17 protein-coding genes are annotated in these 15951 nt (G+C 58.0%); 14 read left to right on the top strand and 3 right to left on the bottom strand.

Translation table 11 applies throughout. The features are described from left to right. Positions 1–2: 2 nt before the first annotated feature. Positions 3–533: an orotate phosphoribosyltransferase gene (locus GXX95_11035; protein ID NLT38669.1), complete on the top strand. Its 531-nt coding sequence runs from the start codon at positions 3–5 to the stop codon at positions 531–533. Continuing rightward, the gene (locus tag GXX95_11030) at positions 530–1090 is read left to right on the top strand and encodes a uracil-DNA glycosylase (protein NLT38668.1); all 561 of its coding nucleotides are present in this window, start codon (positions 530–532) and stop codon (positions 1088–1090) included. The genes GXX95_11035 and GXX95_11030 overlap by 4 nt, the downstream gene beginning before the upstream one ends. Here the strand turns inward: GXX95_11030 and GXX95_11025 are convergent. The 3 genes from GXX95_11025 to GXX95_11015 all read right to left on the bottom strand — a co-directional run bounded on the left by GXX95_11025 (position 1032) and on the right by GXX95_11015 (position 3640). Continuing rightward, positions 1032–1730, bottom strand: a complete 699-nt coding sequence (locus GXX95_11025) for a glycosyltransferase family 2 protein (protein ID NLT38667.1) — start codon at positions 1728–1730, stop codon at positions 1032–1034. The genes GXX95_11030 and GXX95_11025 overlap by 59 nt on opposite strands. A 61-nt stretch (positions 1731–1791) precedes the next feature. After that, on the bottom strand, positions 1792–2607 hold the full coding sequence (locus GXX95_11020; GenBank protein ID NLT38666.1) for a glycosyltransferase: 816 nt from the start codon (positions 2605–2607) through the stop codon (positions 1792–1794). A gap of 91 nt (positions 2608–2698) precedes the next feature. Beyond that, positions 2699–3640 carry a Gfo/Idh/MocA family oxidoreductase gene (locus GXX95_11015; GenBank protein NLT38665.1) on the bottom strand — a complete coding sequence of 314 codons (942 nt, stop codon included), beginning with the start codon at positions 3638–3640 and terminating at the stop codon, positions 2699–2701. 519 nt (positions 3641–4159) lie between these two features. On the opposite strand from GXX95_11015, the gene GXX95_11010 reads away from it, so the two are divergent. The 12 genes from GXX95_11010 (at position 4160) to GXX95_10955 (ending at position 15927) form a co-directional block, all read left to right on the top strand. Continuing rightward, complete coding sequence (locus tag GXX95_11010) at positions 4160–5593, top strand: nucleotide sugar dehydrogenase (protein NLT38664.1); 1434 nt, start codon at positions 4160–4162, stop codon at positions 5591–5593. 370 nt (positions 5594–5963) lie between these two features. Further along, positions 5964–6416 (top strand): N-acetyltransferase, encoded by a 453-nt coding sequence (locus GXX95_11005; GenBank protein ID NLT38663.1) that lies wholly within the window; start codon positions 5964–5966, stop codon positions 6414–6416. A gap of 4 nt (positions 6417–6420) precedes the next feature. Further along, positions 6421–7515, top strand: coding sequence for a DegT/DnrJ/EryC1/StrS family aminotransferase (locus GXX95_11000; protein NLT38662.1), 1095 nt, complete (start codon positions 6421–6423; stop codon positions 7513–7515). Beyond that, a complete protein-coding gene (locus GXX95_10995; protein ID NLT38661.1) occupies positions 7512–8465 on the top strand; it encodes a Gfo/Idh/MocA family oxidoreductase in 954 nt (317 codons plus the stop codon). Before GXX95_11000 ends, GXX95_10995 begins: the two co-directional genes overlap by 4 nt. Positions 8466–8476: 11 nt before the next feature. Next, positions 8477–9610 (top strand): glycosyltransferase family 4 protein, encoded by a 1134-nt coding sequence (locus GXX95_10990; protein NLT38660.1) that lies wholly within the window; start codon positions 8477–8479, stop codon positions 9608–9610. 117 nt (positions 9611–9727) lie between these two features. After that, complete coding sequence (locus tag GXX95_10985) at positions 9728–10639, top strand: UDP-3-O-(3-hydroxymyristoyl)glucosamine N-acyltransferase (protein ID NLT38659.1); 912 nt, start codon at positions 9728–9730, stop codon at positions 10637–10639. 50 nt (positions 10640–10689) lie between these two features. Continuing rightward, positions 10690–11112, top strand: coding sequence for a holo-ACP synthase (locus GXX95_10980; protein ID NLT38658.1), 423 nt, complete (start codon positions 10690–10692; stop codon positions 11110–11112). Then, positions 11060–11308, top strand: a complete 249-nt coding sequence (locus GXX95_10975) for an acyl carrier protein (GenBank protein ID NLT38657.1) — start codon at positions 11060–11062, stop codon at positions 11306–11308. Before GXX95_10980 ends, GXX95_10975 begins: the two co-directional genes overlap by 53 nt. A gap of 11 nt (positions 11309–11319) precedes the next feature. Further along, on the top strand, positions 11320–12798 hold the full coding sequence (locus GXX95_10970) for an acyl--CoA ligase (protein ID NLT38656.1): 1479 nt from the start codon (positions 11320–11322) through the stop codon (positions 12796–12798). Beyond that, complete coding sequence (locus tag GXX95_10965) at positions 12788–13888, top strand: acyl-protein synthetase (GenBank protein NLT38655.1); 1101 nt, start codon at positions 12788–12790, stop codon at positions 13886–13888. Before GXX95_10970 ends, GXX95_10965 begins: the two co-directional genes overlap by 11 nt. Beyond that, entirely contained in the window at positions 13788–15197 is a 1410-nt protein-coding gene (locus GXX95_10960) for an acyl-CoA reductase (protein NLT38654.1), read from the top strand. Before GXX95_10965 ends, GXX95_10960 begins: the two co-directional genes overlap by 101 nt. After that, positions 15181–15927, top strand: coding sequence for a 3-oxoacyl-ACP reductase FabG (locus tag GXX95_10955; GenBank protein NLT38653.1), 747 nt, complete (start codon positions 15181–15183; stop codon positions 15925–15927). Before GXX95_10960 ends, GXX95_10955 begins: the two co-directional genes overlap by 17 nt. Positions 15928–15951 lie beyond the last annotated feature (24 nt).

Raw genomic sequence — 15951 nt, 5'->3', positions numbered from 1 at the left:
TAATGCAGGCTAGAGTCAAGGAGGTACTGGTCAGATGCAAGGCCCTGATGTACGGAGAGTTCACGCTCGCATCAGGCAAGAAAAGTCCGTACTATATCGATATCAAGAGGGCCAGCACTGACCCCGATGTGTTGGAGACCATCGCCGACGAGATGGCGAGGGAGATCCAACAGAGGGGCCTGAGGTTCGACAAGATCGCAGGGGTGGTGCTGGGCTCCATTCCGCTGGCCGTGGCCCTCTCGCTCAGGACCAAGGTCCCCTATATCATGGTGCGCAGGGAGAAGAAGGACCATGGGACCCAGAAGAAGGTCGAAGGCTCTCTGGAGCAGGGGGAGAAGGTTTTGATGGTGGAGGACGTGATAACCTCCGCTGGCTCGGTAATCGAGGCCATCGGTATCGTCCGGGCCGCGGGAGGCGTGGTGGAGGACGTGCTGTGCGTGGTGAACAGGCAGGAGGGCGGTGAGGCCAAGCTATGGGATATCGAGGTAAGGCTCAGCTCACTGGTCACCGCTGAAGAGATCCTGAGGCGATGAAACCGGAGAACGACTGCCGGAGATGCCGGCTGTGCGAGGGGCGCGCCCGACTGGTGATGCCCGATGGGGACCCTGGTTCACCCCTAGCGTTGGTAGGAGAGGCTCCGGGGGCTAAGGAGGACGAGCAGGGAAGGCCGTTCGTGGGGAGGTCTGGTAAGCTTCTGGACCGACTCCTGGAAGAGGAAGGCCTGTCCCGGTCTATGGTGTACATCACCAATACCGTGAAGTGCCGCCCCCCTGGCAACCGTCCCCCCACCCCGGAGGAGATGGAAGCGTGCTTCCCCTTTCTGGAGGATGAGCTGGCCGATCGCACGGTCATCATAACCCTGGGCCGCTCCGCGGCTCGTGACCTTCTGGGGCGGGATGTGAAGATGAAGGATGAGGTCAACCAGCCTCAGGAGATAACGGTCAGAGGCAGCAGGAAGGTGCTGATACCCGCATACCACCCCGCAGCCAGCATATATAACGCCAAGGTCAAGGACAGTCTTAGGGAGACCTTCAGGATCGCAAGGACCTGTCTCGAGGGCCGAGGAATCTTTTTGTCCACAGGAACTTGAAGTTGTTCCAGCCGTCCTTCCAGGATGATAGCTTGACCTCCCCCACCCTGCGGCGGTAGACTATCATGACCTCTCGGGAACGGAGCTTCCTGAAAGCCTCGATCTTGATCTCCTCGGAGAACGGCATCCCGTCCGCCTCCACATTGATCTTCTTCAACGCCTCCCTACGGAACACCCACATCCCGCTCTGGGAGTCCCTGATGATGCGTCCGAAAAGGAGGCGGGTGGTGAACGACAGTGCCAAGTTCCCTATCTTGTGCATGTTGCTCATCGCTCCCTCTTCCATGTGACCGAAGCGGTCGGTGGTTATGAACTCCAGATCATCCTTGTCCAGCATCTCCATCAGAGGTACAATGCTCTCGGTGGGATATGTGCAGTCACCATCAAGAGTGGCGATGACCTCTCCCTGAGCCTTCTCGAAGCCGGTCTTGTAGGCCCTGCCGTACCCCTTCCGCGGCTCCTCGACCACCACGGCCCCCATCTCCCTGGCGATGTCCCTGGTGCGGTCGGTGGACCTGCCGTCCACTACCATGATCTCATAATCAAAGCCCTTGTCCCGGAGGCTAAAGCTGACGTCATCGATCACTTGACCGATGCATTCCTCCTCATTAAGGGTGGGGATTATTACGCTCAATCTCAAGATAGACCCAGTGCGCATAAGGCAGTGCTCATTAATAATGGCCAGGGTCTGGGCGTTACCATCATACAGCGACCGGTTCCATACTTTTCTTTCCGTACGGGCCCTTGTCGGAGAAGACCTTGAATCCAACATAGCCCATCAGTGCTACCGCCAAACGCACAAGGGCCCAGAAGGTCATCTTCTGCTTGAACATGCGTAGGGGATCGTAACGGTCCCACAGGCTACCATGCTTGAGGGTGAGCTGCTTCCTCCCCGCCCCGTTCCAGAACGCCTGGTGGAAGAAACCGTAGACGGTGGACTTGGTCCTGCGATAGACGATGGCCTCAGGGTTCCAGGTTATGGAGTACCCAGCATCGATGGACCTGTAGTTGAGGTCGATATCCTCAGCGGTGATGAACCAGGTATCGAACCCGCCAACTATCTTCAGGACCTCTCTACGGAAGGCCATGTTCGCCGAGGGATAGGAGACATCAAATCCTTTATGGTACAGCTCCACTCGGTCAAGGTCCTCCCAGGCCTTCAGCCCTATCATGATGGAGCGTCCTGCGACGATGTCCGCGCCCTCGGAGAAGCTCCTTCGCAGCTCCTTGATCCAGTTAGGGTTGGCGAGATCGTCCCCGCCGGTGAACGCAATGACATCCCCGGTGGCCTGAGATATGCCGAAGTTGGTGCTCTCCCCCCTGGTCCCCGGGTGCACGTAGAGCTTTATGAATGGATACTTCTTCACGAACCTGTTCACCACATCACGGGTCCGGTCCTTAGAGTCAGCATCGACCACGATTATCTCTAAAGGCTGCTCCTGGATCACCAGGCTGTCAAGCAGATCGGCGATGTACCTTTCCTCGTTCATTATGTTAAGGACCACACTGACCAACATGATGGACCTGATGTATATCGCCCAGGCATAAAAAGAACTGGGACGTAGTACTGGAGCATGATAACTATGGGGAAATGCCCTGCGACACGCCTCAGAGGTCCACGCGGCAACCTTTGCTCATGGAGGCCAGGGCACCTGTCGCCACGGAGATGTTGGTCAGGGCGTTCCAGCCGTCGGAGTCCGGGCGGCTCGAGGTCTCCACAGCATGCATGAAGGAGGCCAGTTCTCTCTTCAACGGCTCCTCCTTGCGAACCAGGACGTGATGAGTGTCCAGTTCCATCGGTATCTGGGACATGTTGGCGAGGTCCACCCCCATCAAGTTGGCCGTCGAGAACCTCAGGCTCTGGTCCATGTAGTCCATCTGGGCCAGGCCGTTAGAGCAGGTGAGAGTGACGTTGCGGACCTTCATGGGGGTGAGCCAGTTTACCTCCACCATCCCCGTGGCCCCGCCCTCCAGTTCCAGAAGTATGACCGCATGGTCCTCGAAACGGTCATTGGCCAGCTTCCCACCTAGGGCGTAGACCGACTCTATGTTCTTAGCTGAAAGGTGCCGGATGACATCGATATCGTGGATGGCAAGGTCCATCACCACCCCTACGTCTCTAATCCGAGATGGGAATGAGGAGACCCTCCTGGAGGCGATGGAGACCACGCTACCGAAGCGCCCCGACGCCAGCGAGTTTTTGGTCGCCTCGACGACAGGATTAAAACGCTCCACGAACCCTGAGGCCAAGGCCACTCCCTTAGACTCGGCCATCTCGCACAGTACCCTGGCCTTATCCACATCGCCGGTGAAGGGCTTCTCCACCAGCACGGACCTGCCCATCTCTATGGCCTGCCTCGCCGTGTCGTAGTGGGTCGTGGTGGGCGTACAGATGCTCAACGCGTCAACATTCTCCAACAAGGAGGTGACGTCAGAGTAGGCAGTGGTGTCCAGCTTTTTGGAGATCCTCTGGGCGGACTCGGCAAAGGCATCGTATACGCCCTCCAAGCAATCCATCTCAGAATAGATCCTTGCATGGTTCTGTCCCATCGATCCAACGCCGATAACGCCCATCCTCAGCATGTTCCGGACAGTGCGGTTATTGTTTCTTAAGCTTTTGTCAAATAGGGGCGCAACCTGAGACCAGGTACCTATCCCCGGTTAGCCTTCGTCTCCCGCGAGTTCTTGAGACAACCCAGGTCGATCTCATTGATAGAGGTCCGTTGGAGCAACAGTCTTATTGTCCATCGAAATTTCGACAACTTTATCCGTCTCGAGGGGCAGCCTCCGCGAGAGGTGAGGGATCGTTAAACATATTTATGCCCACCCAACCTTAGGTTTTCCTTGAGGTATCAGTGGGCCTAGTAGGTCCAAAATGCATTCTGGTTCCTTCAAAATTATGGCCATACCAAAAAATATAAAAGACTGTTAGTTTTGAACTAGCCAAGGACAGTGGAACGAATCAAGGGACAAAATCATATCCCTGAGCGAATATGTTATGAGGGGTCGTTGGTGGGCGCATCGCCGCTTGCGTATGATGTTAGATAGATTTGCACGAGTTGGTTTGTTATGACGGATAAATTGCAGTCATTGTTGTCGAAGAGGGGGCCAATAAGGAAGATCGGTGTTATCGGAATGGGGTATGTGGGAATTCCTGCCGCGGCACTATTCGCCGATGTTCAAAAATTTGATCTTGTGTTGGGATTTCAACGAGCATCCAGTTCCTCTGGATATAAGATCGACATGCTGAACAGGGGAGAATGTCCCCTGAAGGGCAACGAGCCGGGATTGGAGGAGCTGTTATCAAAGGTTGTGAAGGCTGGGAAGTTCAAGTGCACCTCTGACTTTTCCAAGATCTCCGAGATGGACGCGGTGGCTCTTGCCATCCAGACTCCTTTTGCGAACCCCAAGGACCTCGAACCCGATTTTGGGGCTTTGAACGAGGGCATACGTAATGCAGGAAAATATCTGCAGCCGGGAATGCTGGTGGTCCTCGAATCGACCATCACTCCGGGCACCACTGACGGTATGGCTCGTCAGATCCTGGAAGAAGAGTCCGGGCTCGTCGCGGGCGAGGACTTTGCACTGGCGCATGCTCCCGAGAGGGTCATGGTAGGACGTCTACTGAAGAACATCCAGGAACATGATCGGATCGTTGGGGGTATCGATGATTCAAGCACTAAGCGTGCTGTCGAACTTTATGCCCCTGTACTGACGAAAGGAAAGATCATTAAGATGACGGCCACCGCAGCCGAGGTTACAAAAACCGCTGAGAACACATTCAGGGACCTCCAGATCGCAGCCGTAAATCAGCTGGCACTTTACTGCGAAGCCATGGGCGTGAACGTGTATGATGTGAGGGCAGGCATCGATAGCTTGAAGGGAGAAGGGATCACCCGTGCCATTCTATGGCCCGGAGCTGGCGTAGGCGGCCACTGCTTGACAAAGGACACGTACCACCTGGAACGTGGCGTGAAGGTCCGTGGCAGCAATCTAGATTATCCTGAGGGTTCGGAATCGATCTACGTTCTTGCCAGAAAGGTCAATGATTTCATGCCGAGGCATATGTTCAACCTGACGGTGAGCGCGCTGGACCGCATTGGCAAGCGCCCAGAGGGGGCGAACGTGGCCATGCTGGGCTGGGCTTTCATCAATGATTCGGACGATGCCAGAAATCCGCCCTCGGAGACCTATCGGGACCTGCTGCTGGAAGCAGGGGCCAAGGTTACTGTTCACGATCCCCACGTGCTTAGTTACCCGGAAGTGGAGTTATATAGGGACATAGATGAGGTTGTAAAAGGGGCGGACTGCATCGCAGTGATGACCGCCCACTCTAACTATTTCGATCTCGATCCCGCGAAGATGAAGAAGCTGACCGGTCAGAAAAACCCCATCATCATCGATGGCCGCAATGTGGTAGCACCCGACAAATACATCGATCTGGGTTTCGTATACAAGGGGATCGGGAGAGGGGACAAGAACAGCCATGACATTAGGGTCTGAACAGACCCCTCCCCAATTTTTTCTCCCAGGTATATCTCATTCATGTGATGTATGACCTGCTAAACCCAAAACATGGACCTTTTCAAGGTGGCTCGGGTAGCTGTCTCGCTCATCGTGTCAATGTCTCACATTTTTATTTTCTGGTGAAGTCGATCACACATTGCGGGGGGAGGCCATGCTAGTGAGAGGTGTATGTAGATCGAAATTGGGTCAAGCATCCCTCTTTTCGCAGTCGTTTCGATACCAACCTCTTCCTTGATCGTTATAGTGTTAGGCTCGCTAGGAGGTCATTGATCCGAAAACCAGCTAGCGTCATCTCCGATTACCCAGTAGCAAATATTTATGGCCAAGGAGCGACTTTGATTTTCAGATGAAGCTCTTGGCCAAGTATCACTCGATCGTCGATTGTGAGATCGGGGAGGGGACAGTGGTACGCGACTACGTCAACCTTTATGGTTGCAGGATAGGTCGCGACTGCAAGATAGCAGCTTATGTCGAGATCCAGCGCAACGTTTCCATCGGGGACCGCTGCAAGATAGAGGCTTTCGCCTTCATTCCCACTGGAGTCACTATCGAGGACGAGGTATTCGTCGGTCCTCGTGTGACCTTCACCAATGACCTATACCCCAAGGCCGTGGGGGACTGGGACATCGTGCCCACTACCATCAAGAAGGGCGCCTCCATCGGCGCCGGGGCCGTGATCGTTTGCGGGGTGACCATCGGAGAGAACGCCCTAGTGGGCGCCGGGGCGGTCGTGACCCGCGACGTTCCCCCGGGGGCCTTGGTGGTAGGAAACCCTGCACATCAGATCGAGAGGAAGTGAGCTCATGAACAAGATCCCAACATCACGGCCAGCCGTGACAGAAGAGATGATCCAGGCCATGTCCGACGCCCTCCGCAACGAGCGCATGGTGCTCGGCGAGAGCGTTTTCAAGTTCGAAGACGAGTTCGCAAGATTCATCGGTACGGATCACGCCATATCCGTATCGTCCGGGACCGACGCCCTGATACTATCCCTTCTGGCCCTTAATGTTCGAGGCAGGGAGGTCGTCACTACTCCCTTATCCTTCATCGCCACCGCAAATGCCGTGGTGCATGCCGGCGCGACCCCGGTGTTCGCCGACTCCTCATCGCAGGACTATAACCTGGACCCTCGGGAGATAAGAGTGGACAAGGGAACGGCGGCGGTCATGCCTGTGCACCTCTTCGGATATCCATCCCAGATGGACGAGATCCGTGAGAACGTGGGTGAGAACGTCAAGATCGTCGAGGACGCCTGCCAGGCCCACGGCGCGATCTATAAGGGCAAGAAAGTGGGTGCCATCGGGGACGTAGGCTGTTTCTCCTTCTACCCCACCAAGAACATGACCGTGGGCGGCGACGGAGGAATGGTCACAACCAACGACAAGAGATTGGCTGACGACATCCGGAAGCTGCGGGACTGCGGGCGGACATCCCGGTACATACACGATGTGTTCGGCTTCACCTCCCGCCTCAACACCGCCAACGCCGCCGTAGGACGAGTCCAGCTGAGGCACCTCAACGAGTGGAACGAGAGGAGAAGGGACATAGCCCGCCGTTACACAGAGAAGCTAAAGGACGTGGAGGAGGTCCGACTGCCCCCGATGGGAGGCCGGGACATCACGCCGGTGTTCCATCTGTTCGTGGTGCAGACGGACGACCGGGACGAGCTTGCTAAGCATCTCCTCGCAGATGGGATAGAGACCGGTGTCCACTACCCCGTTCCCATACACCTGCAGCCCGTATACCGTGACGCTTTCGGGTTCAGCCAAGGCTCGTACCCGGAGAGCGAAAGACAATCCGGTAGGTTGCTATCCCTGCCTATATTCCCTGCCATGACCGATGAGGAAGTGGACCGGGTCTGCCAAAGCATCATCGAGCACTACGGAGGAAAGGGATGAGACGCTTCGACGTAGCCGTTCTGGGGGTCGGCTACTGGGGAAAGAAGATCGTCGATGAGTACACCAACATACCAGGGGTACGGGTGAAGGCCGTATCCGACCAGATGGATGCGAACCTGGAATTCTGCCGCGACCGGTACGGAGTCCAGGGCCTCTACCACGATTACCAGGAGGTCCTGAAGGACGAGGACGTGGTAGCGGTCAACATCTGCCTTCCCAACGGCCTTCACTATCAGGCCTGCAAGGATGCCCTGGAGGCGGGAAAGCATGTCCTGGTGGAGAAGCCCCTCACCCTATCGTCCCAGGAGGGACAGGCACTTGTGGACCTTGCCAGCGAATCTAACTTGACCCTGTCGGTCGGCCATATCTACCGCTTCAACAACGCCTTGCTGGAGATGCGGAGACTGATATCCCAGAAGTTTTTCGGAAGGCCATACCTCATGAACTTTGTATGGATGAACCTGGAGCAGCCCTTCGCGGACCGGGATGTGATAGTTGACCTCGCGCCCCACTTCTTTGACATGGTCAACTTCATCTTCGATGACTGGCCAGAGAAGATAACCTGCACTGGAAGACCCTATCGACGAAAGGGGCTGGAGGAAGCGGCGTACATATCATGTGAGATGCCTTCGGGGGTTATCGCTCACGCCACCCTCAACTGGCTCGCTCCACGCAAGGTCCGGCAGATAGAGATAATCGGGGAGAACCGCTCCGCCCTCATCGATGCCGTGGCCCAGGACGTCACCATCTACGAGAGCGGGTACACGTACAAGCTGGGCATCGAGCGAAACAATACCATCCGGACGGAGCTGGTGCACTTCCTGCAGTCGATTGGGGACCCCTTCGCGGAGACGAGAAACTCCGGAGTGATCGGGGTGAAGACCGTGGTGATGCTGGAGAAGAGTCTGGAAGCCCTACGTGAGGGCAGGACAGTCGCCACGAACGTTTGAGCGGAGGGAAAATGGGCCGCTCCGTGCTAATGCTGGTCACCAATGAGTACCGGCCCGATCCCCGGGTCCACAAGGAGGCCAGGGCCCTTCTTCAGGGCGGTTATGACATGGTGGTGGCAGCATGGGACCGCACCTGGGCCCGCCCCCTCCGGGAGGACATGGAAGGGGTCCATGTCCATCGGCTCCGCACTCGAAAGGTAGGAGGGCAGATCGCCCTGGCCCTGAACTATCCCTTATTCTTGCTGCGTGCTCTCGGGGAGGCGAGGCGTAGCAAGCCTGATGTGATACACGCCCACGACCTGGATACCTTGCCTATCGGCCTGCTGATCTCCCGCCTCAGAAGAGTTCCCCTGGTGTTCGATGCCCATGAGCGTTATGCGGAGATGATAGCCCTCGACGTGCCAAGAACGGTCTCCCGGGCGGTGCAGAGGTTCGAGGACATGCTGGTCCCCAAGGCCGACCTGGTGGTCACCATAAACGAGGTCATGGCGGAGGGGCTCCGGAAGCACTCTCAGGAGGATGTCCTGGTGGTCATGAACGTCATCGAGCTACCTCCTCTCTCGAAGATGAGGGTACATGAGGATCAAGGCCCCATCGTGCTCTTCAACCCCGTCACCTTCGAACCCATGCGCTACCTTGAGGAGAGCATGGACGCCGCCTCCAAGATACCTGGTTGCATCCTCAGGATCGCCGGCTCCGGTCGCCTGAAGGGTGCAGTGGAGAGAGCTTCTGAGATGTTCCCGAACGTGGAATACCTGGGGTACCTTCCGTTCACTGAACTTCTCGAGGAGTACACGAAGGCCGACGTGGTGCTGATACTGGCCGATCCTGCCAATGAGAACTACCGCACTGGTATTGCCAACAAGATGGGGGAGGGGATGGCGTTCGGCCTCCCCGTTCTGGCATCCCGAGGGACCCTCACCGGGGACATCGTGGAGGCCAACGGATGCGGCATGACCTTCGACTGGAGCGAGGACAACTTCAGGGCGGCCATAGAGGTACTGAGGGATCATAACGCGAGGATGGACATGGGACGCAAGGGCCGCGCGGCCGCGGAGAGGGAGTACAACTGGGGAGTCATGGGCCAGAGGCTGCTGCGGGCTTACGAACGATTACTGTCATCCCAGCGGCGTTCGGCTCCCTAGGACGGCCCCGATCTCCAGCACTCGCGGCGAAGACTTTATGAAACGAGGGGAGTTCTTATCCTGGGCCTCATCCAGTGAGCTAGGTCCGTGGATGCCGAGCCCCGAAGGCCTGATATCATGCCCCAACTCGCACTTAAGGAAATTCTGGATGCGCTCGGATGTGAGCACAAGGTCGTGGGAGGTAGGGAACCGGTCGTGGAGAGAGCGCTCCCTATCGATGCCGCAGACCATCTCTCCATAACGTTCTGCAATAAGCAAGGGGACAGGGGAAGATCGCTGCTCTGTCAGACCAAGGCTGGCATCGTCATAACACTGAAGGAGCATGAGGATGTGTGGCGGCACCGGGAGGACAGAACCCTGATACTGGTCGATGATCCCCGGCTGGCATTCTCCCGCGTCCTGCAGAGGTACTTCGTCAAGAAGAGACCTGCAGGGGTGCACAGGACCGCTGTGATCGGTGACAACACCAGCATATCCCTCGACGCTTACGTTGGCCCCTTCTGCACCATCGGTAACGACGTGATCATAGGTGAAGGAAGCCAACTGCTGGGGTCAGTGACCGTCTACGACCATGTCCGGATCGGGCGTGGCGTCACCGTCCACGCCGGTGCGGTCATAGGGACCGACGGTTTCGGCTATAATCGTGGTCCCGAGGGGAGGGTGGAGAAGTTCCCTCAGATCGGAGGGGTGACCATAGGGGATGATGTGGAGATAGGCAGCAACACCTGCATCGCCCGGGGCGCCCTGGTCGATACCGCCATCGGTCGCGGGACCAAGATCGATAACCTGGTGCACATCGCCCATAACGTGCAGGTGGGGGAGGACTGCCTGATAATCGCCCATACCCAGATCGCGGGCAGCGTTAAGATAGGGGACCGTTGCTGGCTGGCTCCATCATGCACCATCAACACCGGCGTTAGCATCGGGGACGACGCCAAGGTGGCACTGGGCTCGGTGGTGGTCCGGGACGTGGAGGCCGGGACGTTCGTGGCCGGCAATCCCGCCCGCCCCACCATCAGGAAGCTGTAGGCCTGGGAGGAGGGAATGCACGACCGTGTGTTAGATGGAGGCAGGGTACCGTGAACGTCCTGGGGATCGGGGTGGATATCGTGGAGGTTTCCAGGTTCCGGGGGCTGCGACCGGACAGTGAAGTGGTGTCTTACTTCCTGAGCGATGAGGAGGCCGCGGAGATCTTCCGGCGAAAGGAACCCGCCCCTGCACTGGCGGGCCGCTTTGCCGCGAAGGAGGCGATAATCAAGGCAGTGAGGTCGGCAAGACCGGGGTGCAATATTTTTTTCCGGGACATCGATGTAAGAGGTGATGACCAGGGAGCGCCCCGTGCTCTCATTTCCAGTGAGCATGCTGGCAATTTCCAAATATTATTAAGTATCTCCCACGGCCAGGAGCAGGCCATCGCGTTCGCCATGATGGTCCAGAGGGATGATGCCGATGAACGAAGACCAAATCAAGACTTTGAGAGCGATCTTCCGCGAGGAGCTTAGCATTTCTGAAGAGGAACTGGTCGACTCGACCGCGTACAACGAACTGGAGGCGTGGGACTCGTTGACCCATCTCAAGATAGTCTCCCGCATCGAGGAGGCCTTCTCCATCGAGCTGGAGGTCGATGACATCATAGGCATGGAGAACTTCGGAAAAGCAAAGGCCATCGTCGGCAGGTACATAGTATCACCTTCCTGATGTGAGAGCAGATGAACTTCGTCGAGTTCCTGTTCGCCAGCTCTCGAGAGAGCGAGGGATGCTTCATCACTGGAGCGAAGGAGAGATTGAGCTACCGCGAGCTGTACGAGCGCGTTGAAAGGACGTCCAAATGGATATCCTGGCGCTACGGCTCTGGAAAGGAGTTCCTCCTACTGGCGGACAACAGCGTTTTCTTCGTGGTCTCATACCTTTCCTTGATGAGGAGCGGGAACATACCTCTGCTAGTGGAGACCAGGGTCGGCAAGGAGGAGCTGGCCGCCCTGATGTCATCCTGCCGTCCGGTGGGTGCGTTCATGCAGCAGCGTCTTTCCACCAAGGCCGTTTCCGGTATCCCTACCCTAACCGAGGCCGATCTGCCCGAGGAAGACGTGGAGGACCTCCGTCCCCACGTTAGAAGTGATGATCTGGCGACAGTGGTCTTCACCTCCGGGAGCACCGGCACCAAGAAGGGGGTGATGATCACCCACGGCAATCTAATAGCCAACACCACCTCCATCATCCAATACCTAGAGCTGACCTCGCGGGACCGCATGATGGTGGTCCTGCCGTTCTACTACTGCTATGGAGCATCCCTTCTCCATACTCACCTGCGGGTCGGGGGGAGCCTAACCATCAGCAACAGCATCTTCCTGGGAGCGATACTGGATGAGATCGAGAAGTATCAGTGCACTGGCCTCGCAGGTGTTCCCAGCACCTATCAGATCCTTATAAACCGCTCCGACCTGCTGCAGCGCAGGTTCTCCAGCCTGCGTTACATGACACAGGCCGGTGGTAAGCTGGAGCCGAGGTACATCCAGATGATCGTCGACTCTCTTCCCGAGGTCAGGTTCTTCGTCATGTATGGAGCCACCGAGGCCACTGCCAGGATGTCCTATCTCCCCCCGGAGATGATCCGGGCGAGGATGGCATCCATCGGGAAAGGGATCCCCGGGGTGCATCTGGAGGTCCTGGGGGAGGACGGTCGGCCGGTGATGCCGGGGGAGACCGGAGAGATCGTAGCCGCCGGCGATAACATAATGAAGGGGTATTATGGGGACGATGAGGGGACAGTGGCGGTGCTGAAGGACGGGAGATACCACACCGGAGACCTGGCGACCGTGGACGAGGACGGCTACATCTACGTCGTGGGGCGTTCTAAGGACATAATCAAGTGCGCAGGCTACCGCGTATCACCCTACGAGATAGAGAACCTCATCGCATCCATGGAGGGCGTGGACACGGTGGCCGTGGTCAGCACGCCCGACGAGATACTGGGCGAGGCCATTGTGGCGGTGGTGCGCTGCAGGGACGGGTCTGAGGAGGAGGCGGTGAGAACGACGATCCAAAGGGAATGCCGGAGGTCGCTCCCTTCCTACAAGAACCCAAGCTATGTGGTATTTCTCGAAGAGATGCCCCTGAACTCCTCCAACAAGATCGACAAGGTGAGGCTGAGGCAGATGCTGGTGGAGGGTGAGCGAGATGTCCGATGAGGTGGGACTGGAAGAGCTCCTGACGATGCCCCCCTACTCCCTGGATGAGCAGGAGAGGGAGGAACTGCTTCTGCCTCTGATACGGCAAGGGGCCCGGAAGGCGTGCTCCAACCCACATATCCGCTCGATGTACACCAAGCTGGGCCTAGAGCCAGAGGGGATGATGGGGCTGGAAGAGGTACCTGCGGTCCCTGTCCGCATGTTCAAGAGCTTCGACCTATCCACAGTGGACAGGTCGGAGGTGACCAGGGTGCTCCGTTCTAGTGGAACCACCTCCCAGCATGCTAGCGTGGTACCCCTGAACAAGATCACCGCTTCCAACCAGACCAAGGCGCTTAGGAGAATCCTGGGCGCGTATCTTGGGGACAAGAGAAGAGTGATGCTGGTAATAGACCACCCGGGGGTGAACAGCCCCACCCGCGAGCTCACCGCTAGGGGGGCAGGGGTCCGGGGTCTGTCGATATTTGCCAAGGACATCGTTTATCTTCTTAGGGAGGAGGAGGGCAGGCTGGTCCTGGACGAGCAGGCACTGGAAAAGGCGCGGCGCCTGGCCGAGACCCAGGAGGTGTACGTCTTCGGTTTCACCTTCATCATATGGTCGGTGTTCTGCAAGGAAATGGAGGAGCGGCAGCACCAGCTGGAACTTCCTCGGGCAGTGGTGTTCCATGGAGGGGGGTGGAAGAAGCTGAAGGACCAGAAGATCAGCAGGGAGGTGTTCTCCCAGAGGCTGGCCGGGCTTCTCGGCTGCCCCCCGACCGAAGTAAGGGACTTCTACGGAATGGCAGAGCAGACCGGGGTCATCTTCGTAGATTGCGAGATTGGCCACAAGCACGTGCCGGTCTTCGGCCATGTCATCATGCGTGATGTCCGGACGATGGAGGAATGCCGTGTGGGGGAGCGGGGTCTGATCGAGGTGATGAGCGTTCTGGGCGACAGCTACTACAGTCAGGCCGTGCTCACGGAGGACGTCGGCCGGCTGCTGGGCATCGATGACTGCCCCTGCGGACGGAAGGGACGGTACTTCGTGGTGGAAGGTAGGGCGGAACAGGCCGAAGCACGAGGCTGCGGGGATACCTTCAGGGAGCGGTGAGAGGTTGGCCAAGTGCTTCCTTCTGGACGGCGAGGCTGTGGACCATGAGATCTCGGACCTGGGCCCGGTGGTGGCCCTTCTGGATCGCAGGAGGGAGGAGCTTCGCGCGCTCTCCATGGACGACATCATCGCCCTGCTCGCTCACCTGGGTAAGCAGCTCATCAAGGACCCGGAACTCAGCCGCATGGGCGGGGCCACATACATCAGCCTATGGCTGAGAGCGGATAACCTGGAGAGGTTGTGCGAGCTCAACTACGGGGACCGGCACCGGGTCGACCGGTTCATCGGTGTTCTGCCAGGAACGGAGATGAGGTGCCAGCCTAGGGGGACCTCATGCCACTGGCTTCCCAACAACGTCCCCGTGATGTCATTCTTCTCCCTCATGCTGGCCGTGCTCTCCAAGAATTCCTCGATACTCAAAGTGTCAGACATCAATCGACCGGTCCTCACCGCCGTTCTGGAGAAACTGAAGAGCATAGATATCGAGGTACAGGGCCGGAGGGTCATGGGAGCGACCTTAGTTCGTTCGGTGTGCATGCTCTCCTTTGATTCCAGCAGCGCCGCGGACAACACAATGCTGTCCCTGGCCGCGGACGTCAAGGTTGCTTGGGGGAGCGGGGAAGCGGTCCGCGCGGTCGCTGCCCTGCCGCAGAAGGAGACGTGCGACACTATCATATTCGGGCCGAAGTACTCTATGGCGGTCTTCGACCAGGCATTCCTGGCAGGGGATAGTTCGGAGGAGGCGCTGAAGAAGTTGGCGCAGGACGCGGTCCTCTTCGATCAGACCGCCTGCTCCTCACCCCAGGTGATCATATTGGAACGGGGTGCGGTCTCCGCCCGTAGGCTCGCGGAGGAACTGGCCACAGGCTTCGAGGCCCTGCCTGTAAAGCTTAGACACACCCAGATGGCGGAGAGGCAGTGCCTGGAGGTCATCAGTGCCCGCGGTACCTACCTGCTGTCCGAGGACCGTGACGTCATCATGCCCCGGGACCTGGGATGGACCATACTGCTTGACCAGGAGGAGGGCCTGCCAGAGCCGGTGCAGGGCAGGTGCGTGTTCGTGCGCGAGGTGAGCGATCTCAACGATGTGATCGCACACATAACTAGGAAGGTCCAGACCATCGCCCTGTGCATCCATGACCGGGATAGGGCGAGGGCGTTCGCGGACAGGGCATCGGCAGCGGGGGTGGACCGCTTCGTGATGCCCGGGGAGATGCACGATTTCACCCTCCCCTGGGATGGCCTCATGCCGCTGAACAGAATGGTCCGATGGATCACCATCAGGAGGAGATCTGAAGATGATGAATGACAAGGTCGTGCTGGTAACTGGAGCTAGCCGGGGGATAGGGAGTGCGATCGCCCGTGCAGCGGCGGAGGAGGGAGCGGCCGTGGTTATCAACTACAACCACAGCGAAACTGAGGCTCAAGGTCTGGCCGAGGAGCTGCGGTCGCGGGGACTGAAGGCTGAGACCTTCAAGGCCGACGTTTCCGTAGAGGCTGAAGTACAAGCCCTGTTCCGATTCTTGCGCGAGAGGTTCGGTCGACTGGACGTGCTCGTCAATAACGCGGGTATCGTGGGCAACAATCTGCTTCTTATGACATCCACCGAGGAACTGGATCGCATCATAGCGGTCAATTGCCGGGGCTCCTTCTTGTGCCTCCGTGCGGCCGCCAAGATAATGATGAAGCAGAGGTCAGGCCGCATCATCAACCTGGCGTCCATAGTGGGCAGGAGAGGGAACAGGGGCCAGGCAGCCTATTCGGCCAGCAAGGCCTTCGTTATCGGAATGACCCTCTCCGCGGCCAAGGAGCTGGGCGAATCAGGCGTTTGTGTCAACGCCATCGCCCCGGGTTTCATCGACACGGACATGACGCGGGGCCTTAAGGAAGAGGTGCGTCAGAAGCTCATTGTCGACACTCCCCTGAAACGTGCTGGCACGGCCGATGAGGTGGCCTCGGTGGCCCTCTTCTTGATGTCCGATAGGTCCTCCTTCATCAATGGTCAGGTGTATGGCGTTGATGGCGGCCAGATCATGTAGGCGGTTGTCTCACGGTTTCTGGAT

The sequence above is a fragment of the Methanomassiliicoccus sp. genome, from assembly GCA_012719175.1.
Taxonomy (GTDB): domain Archaea; phylum Thermoplasmatota; class Thermoplasmata; order Methanomassiliicoccales; family Methanomassiliicoccaceae; genus UBA6.
The sequence above is the reverse complement of the archived record's forward strand: the minus strand, read 5'-3'. Positions and strand labels throughout refer to the sequence as shown.

Coding starts and splice junctions, on each gene's coding strand:
- GXX95_10960 (NLT38654.1), top strand. CDS start 13,788: ATGACTGCCCCTGCGGACGGAAGGGACGGTACTTCGTGGTGGAAGGTA.
- GXX95_11005 (NLT38663.1), top strand. CDS start 5,964: ATGAAGCTCTTGGCCAAGTATCACTCGATCGTCGATTGTGAGATCGGG.
- GXX95_10975 (NLT38657.1), top strand. CDS start 11,060: ATGAACGAAGACCAAATCAAGACTTTGAGAGCGATCTTCCGCGAGGAG.
- GXX95_11030 (NLT38668.1), top strand. CDS start 530: ATGAAACCGGAGAACGACTGCCGGAGATGCCGGCTGTGCGAGGGGCGC.
- GXX95_10990 (NLT38660.1), top strand. CDS start 8,477: ATGGGCCGCTCCGTGCTAATGCTGGTCACCAATGAGTACCGGCCCGAT.
- GXX95_11015 (NLT38665.1), bottom strand. CDS start 3,640: ATGGGACAGAACCATGCAAGGATCTATTCTGAGATGGATTGCTTGGAG.
- GXX95_10965 (NLT38655.1), top strand. CDS start 12,788: ATGTCCGATGAGGTGGGACTGGAAGAGCTCCTGACGATGCCCCCCTAC.
- GXX95_11010 (NLT38664.1), top strand. CDS start 4,160: ATGACGGATAAATTGCAGTCATTGTTGTCGAAGAGGGGGCCAATAAGG.
- GXX95_11035 (NLT38669.1), top strand. CDS start 3: ATGCAGGCTAGAGTCAAGGAGGTACTGGTCAGATGCAAGGCCCTGATG.
- GXX95_11020 (NLT38666.1), bottom strand. CDS start 2,607: ATGTTGGTCAGTGTGGTCCTTAACATAATGAACGAGGAAAGGTACATC.
- GXX95_10985 (NLT38659.1), top strand. CDS start 9,728: ATGCCCCAACTCGCACTTAAGGAAATTCTGGATGCGCTCGGATGTGAG.
- GXX95_10970 (NLT38656.1), top strand. CDS start 11,320: ATGAACTTCGTCGAGTTCCTGTTCGCCAGCTCTCGAGAGAGCGAGGGA.
- GXX95_11000 (NLT38662.1), top strand. CDS start 6,421: ATGAACAAGATCCCAACATCACGGCCAGCCGTGACAGAAGAGATGATC.
- GXX95_10995 (NLT38661.1), top strand. CDS start 7,512: ATGAGACGCTTCGACGTAGCCGTTCTGGGGGTCGGCTACTGGGGAAAG.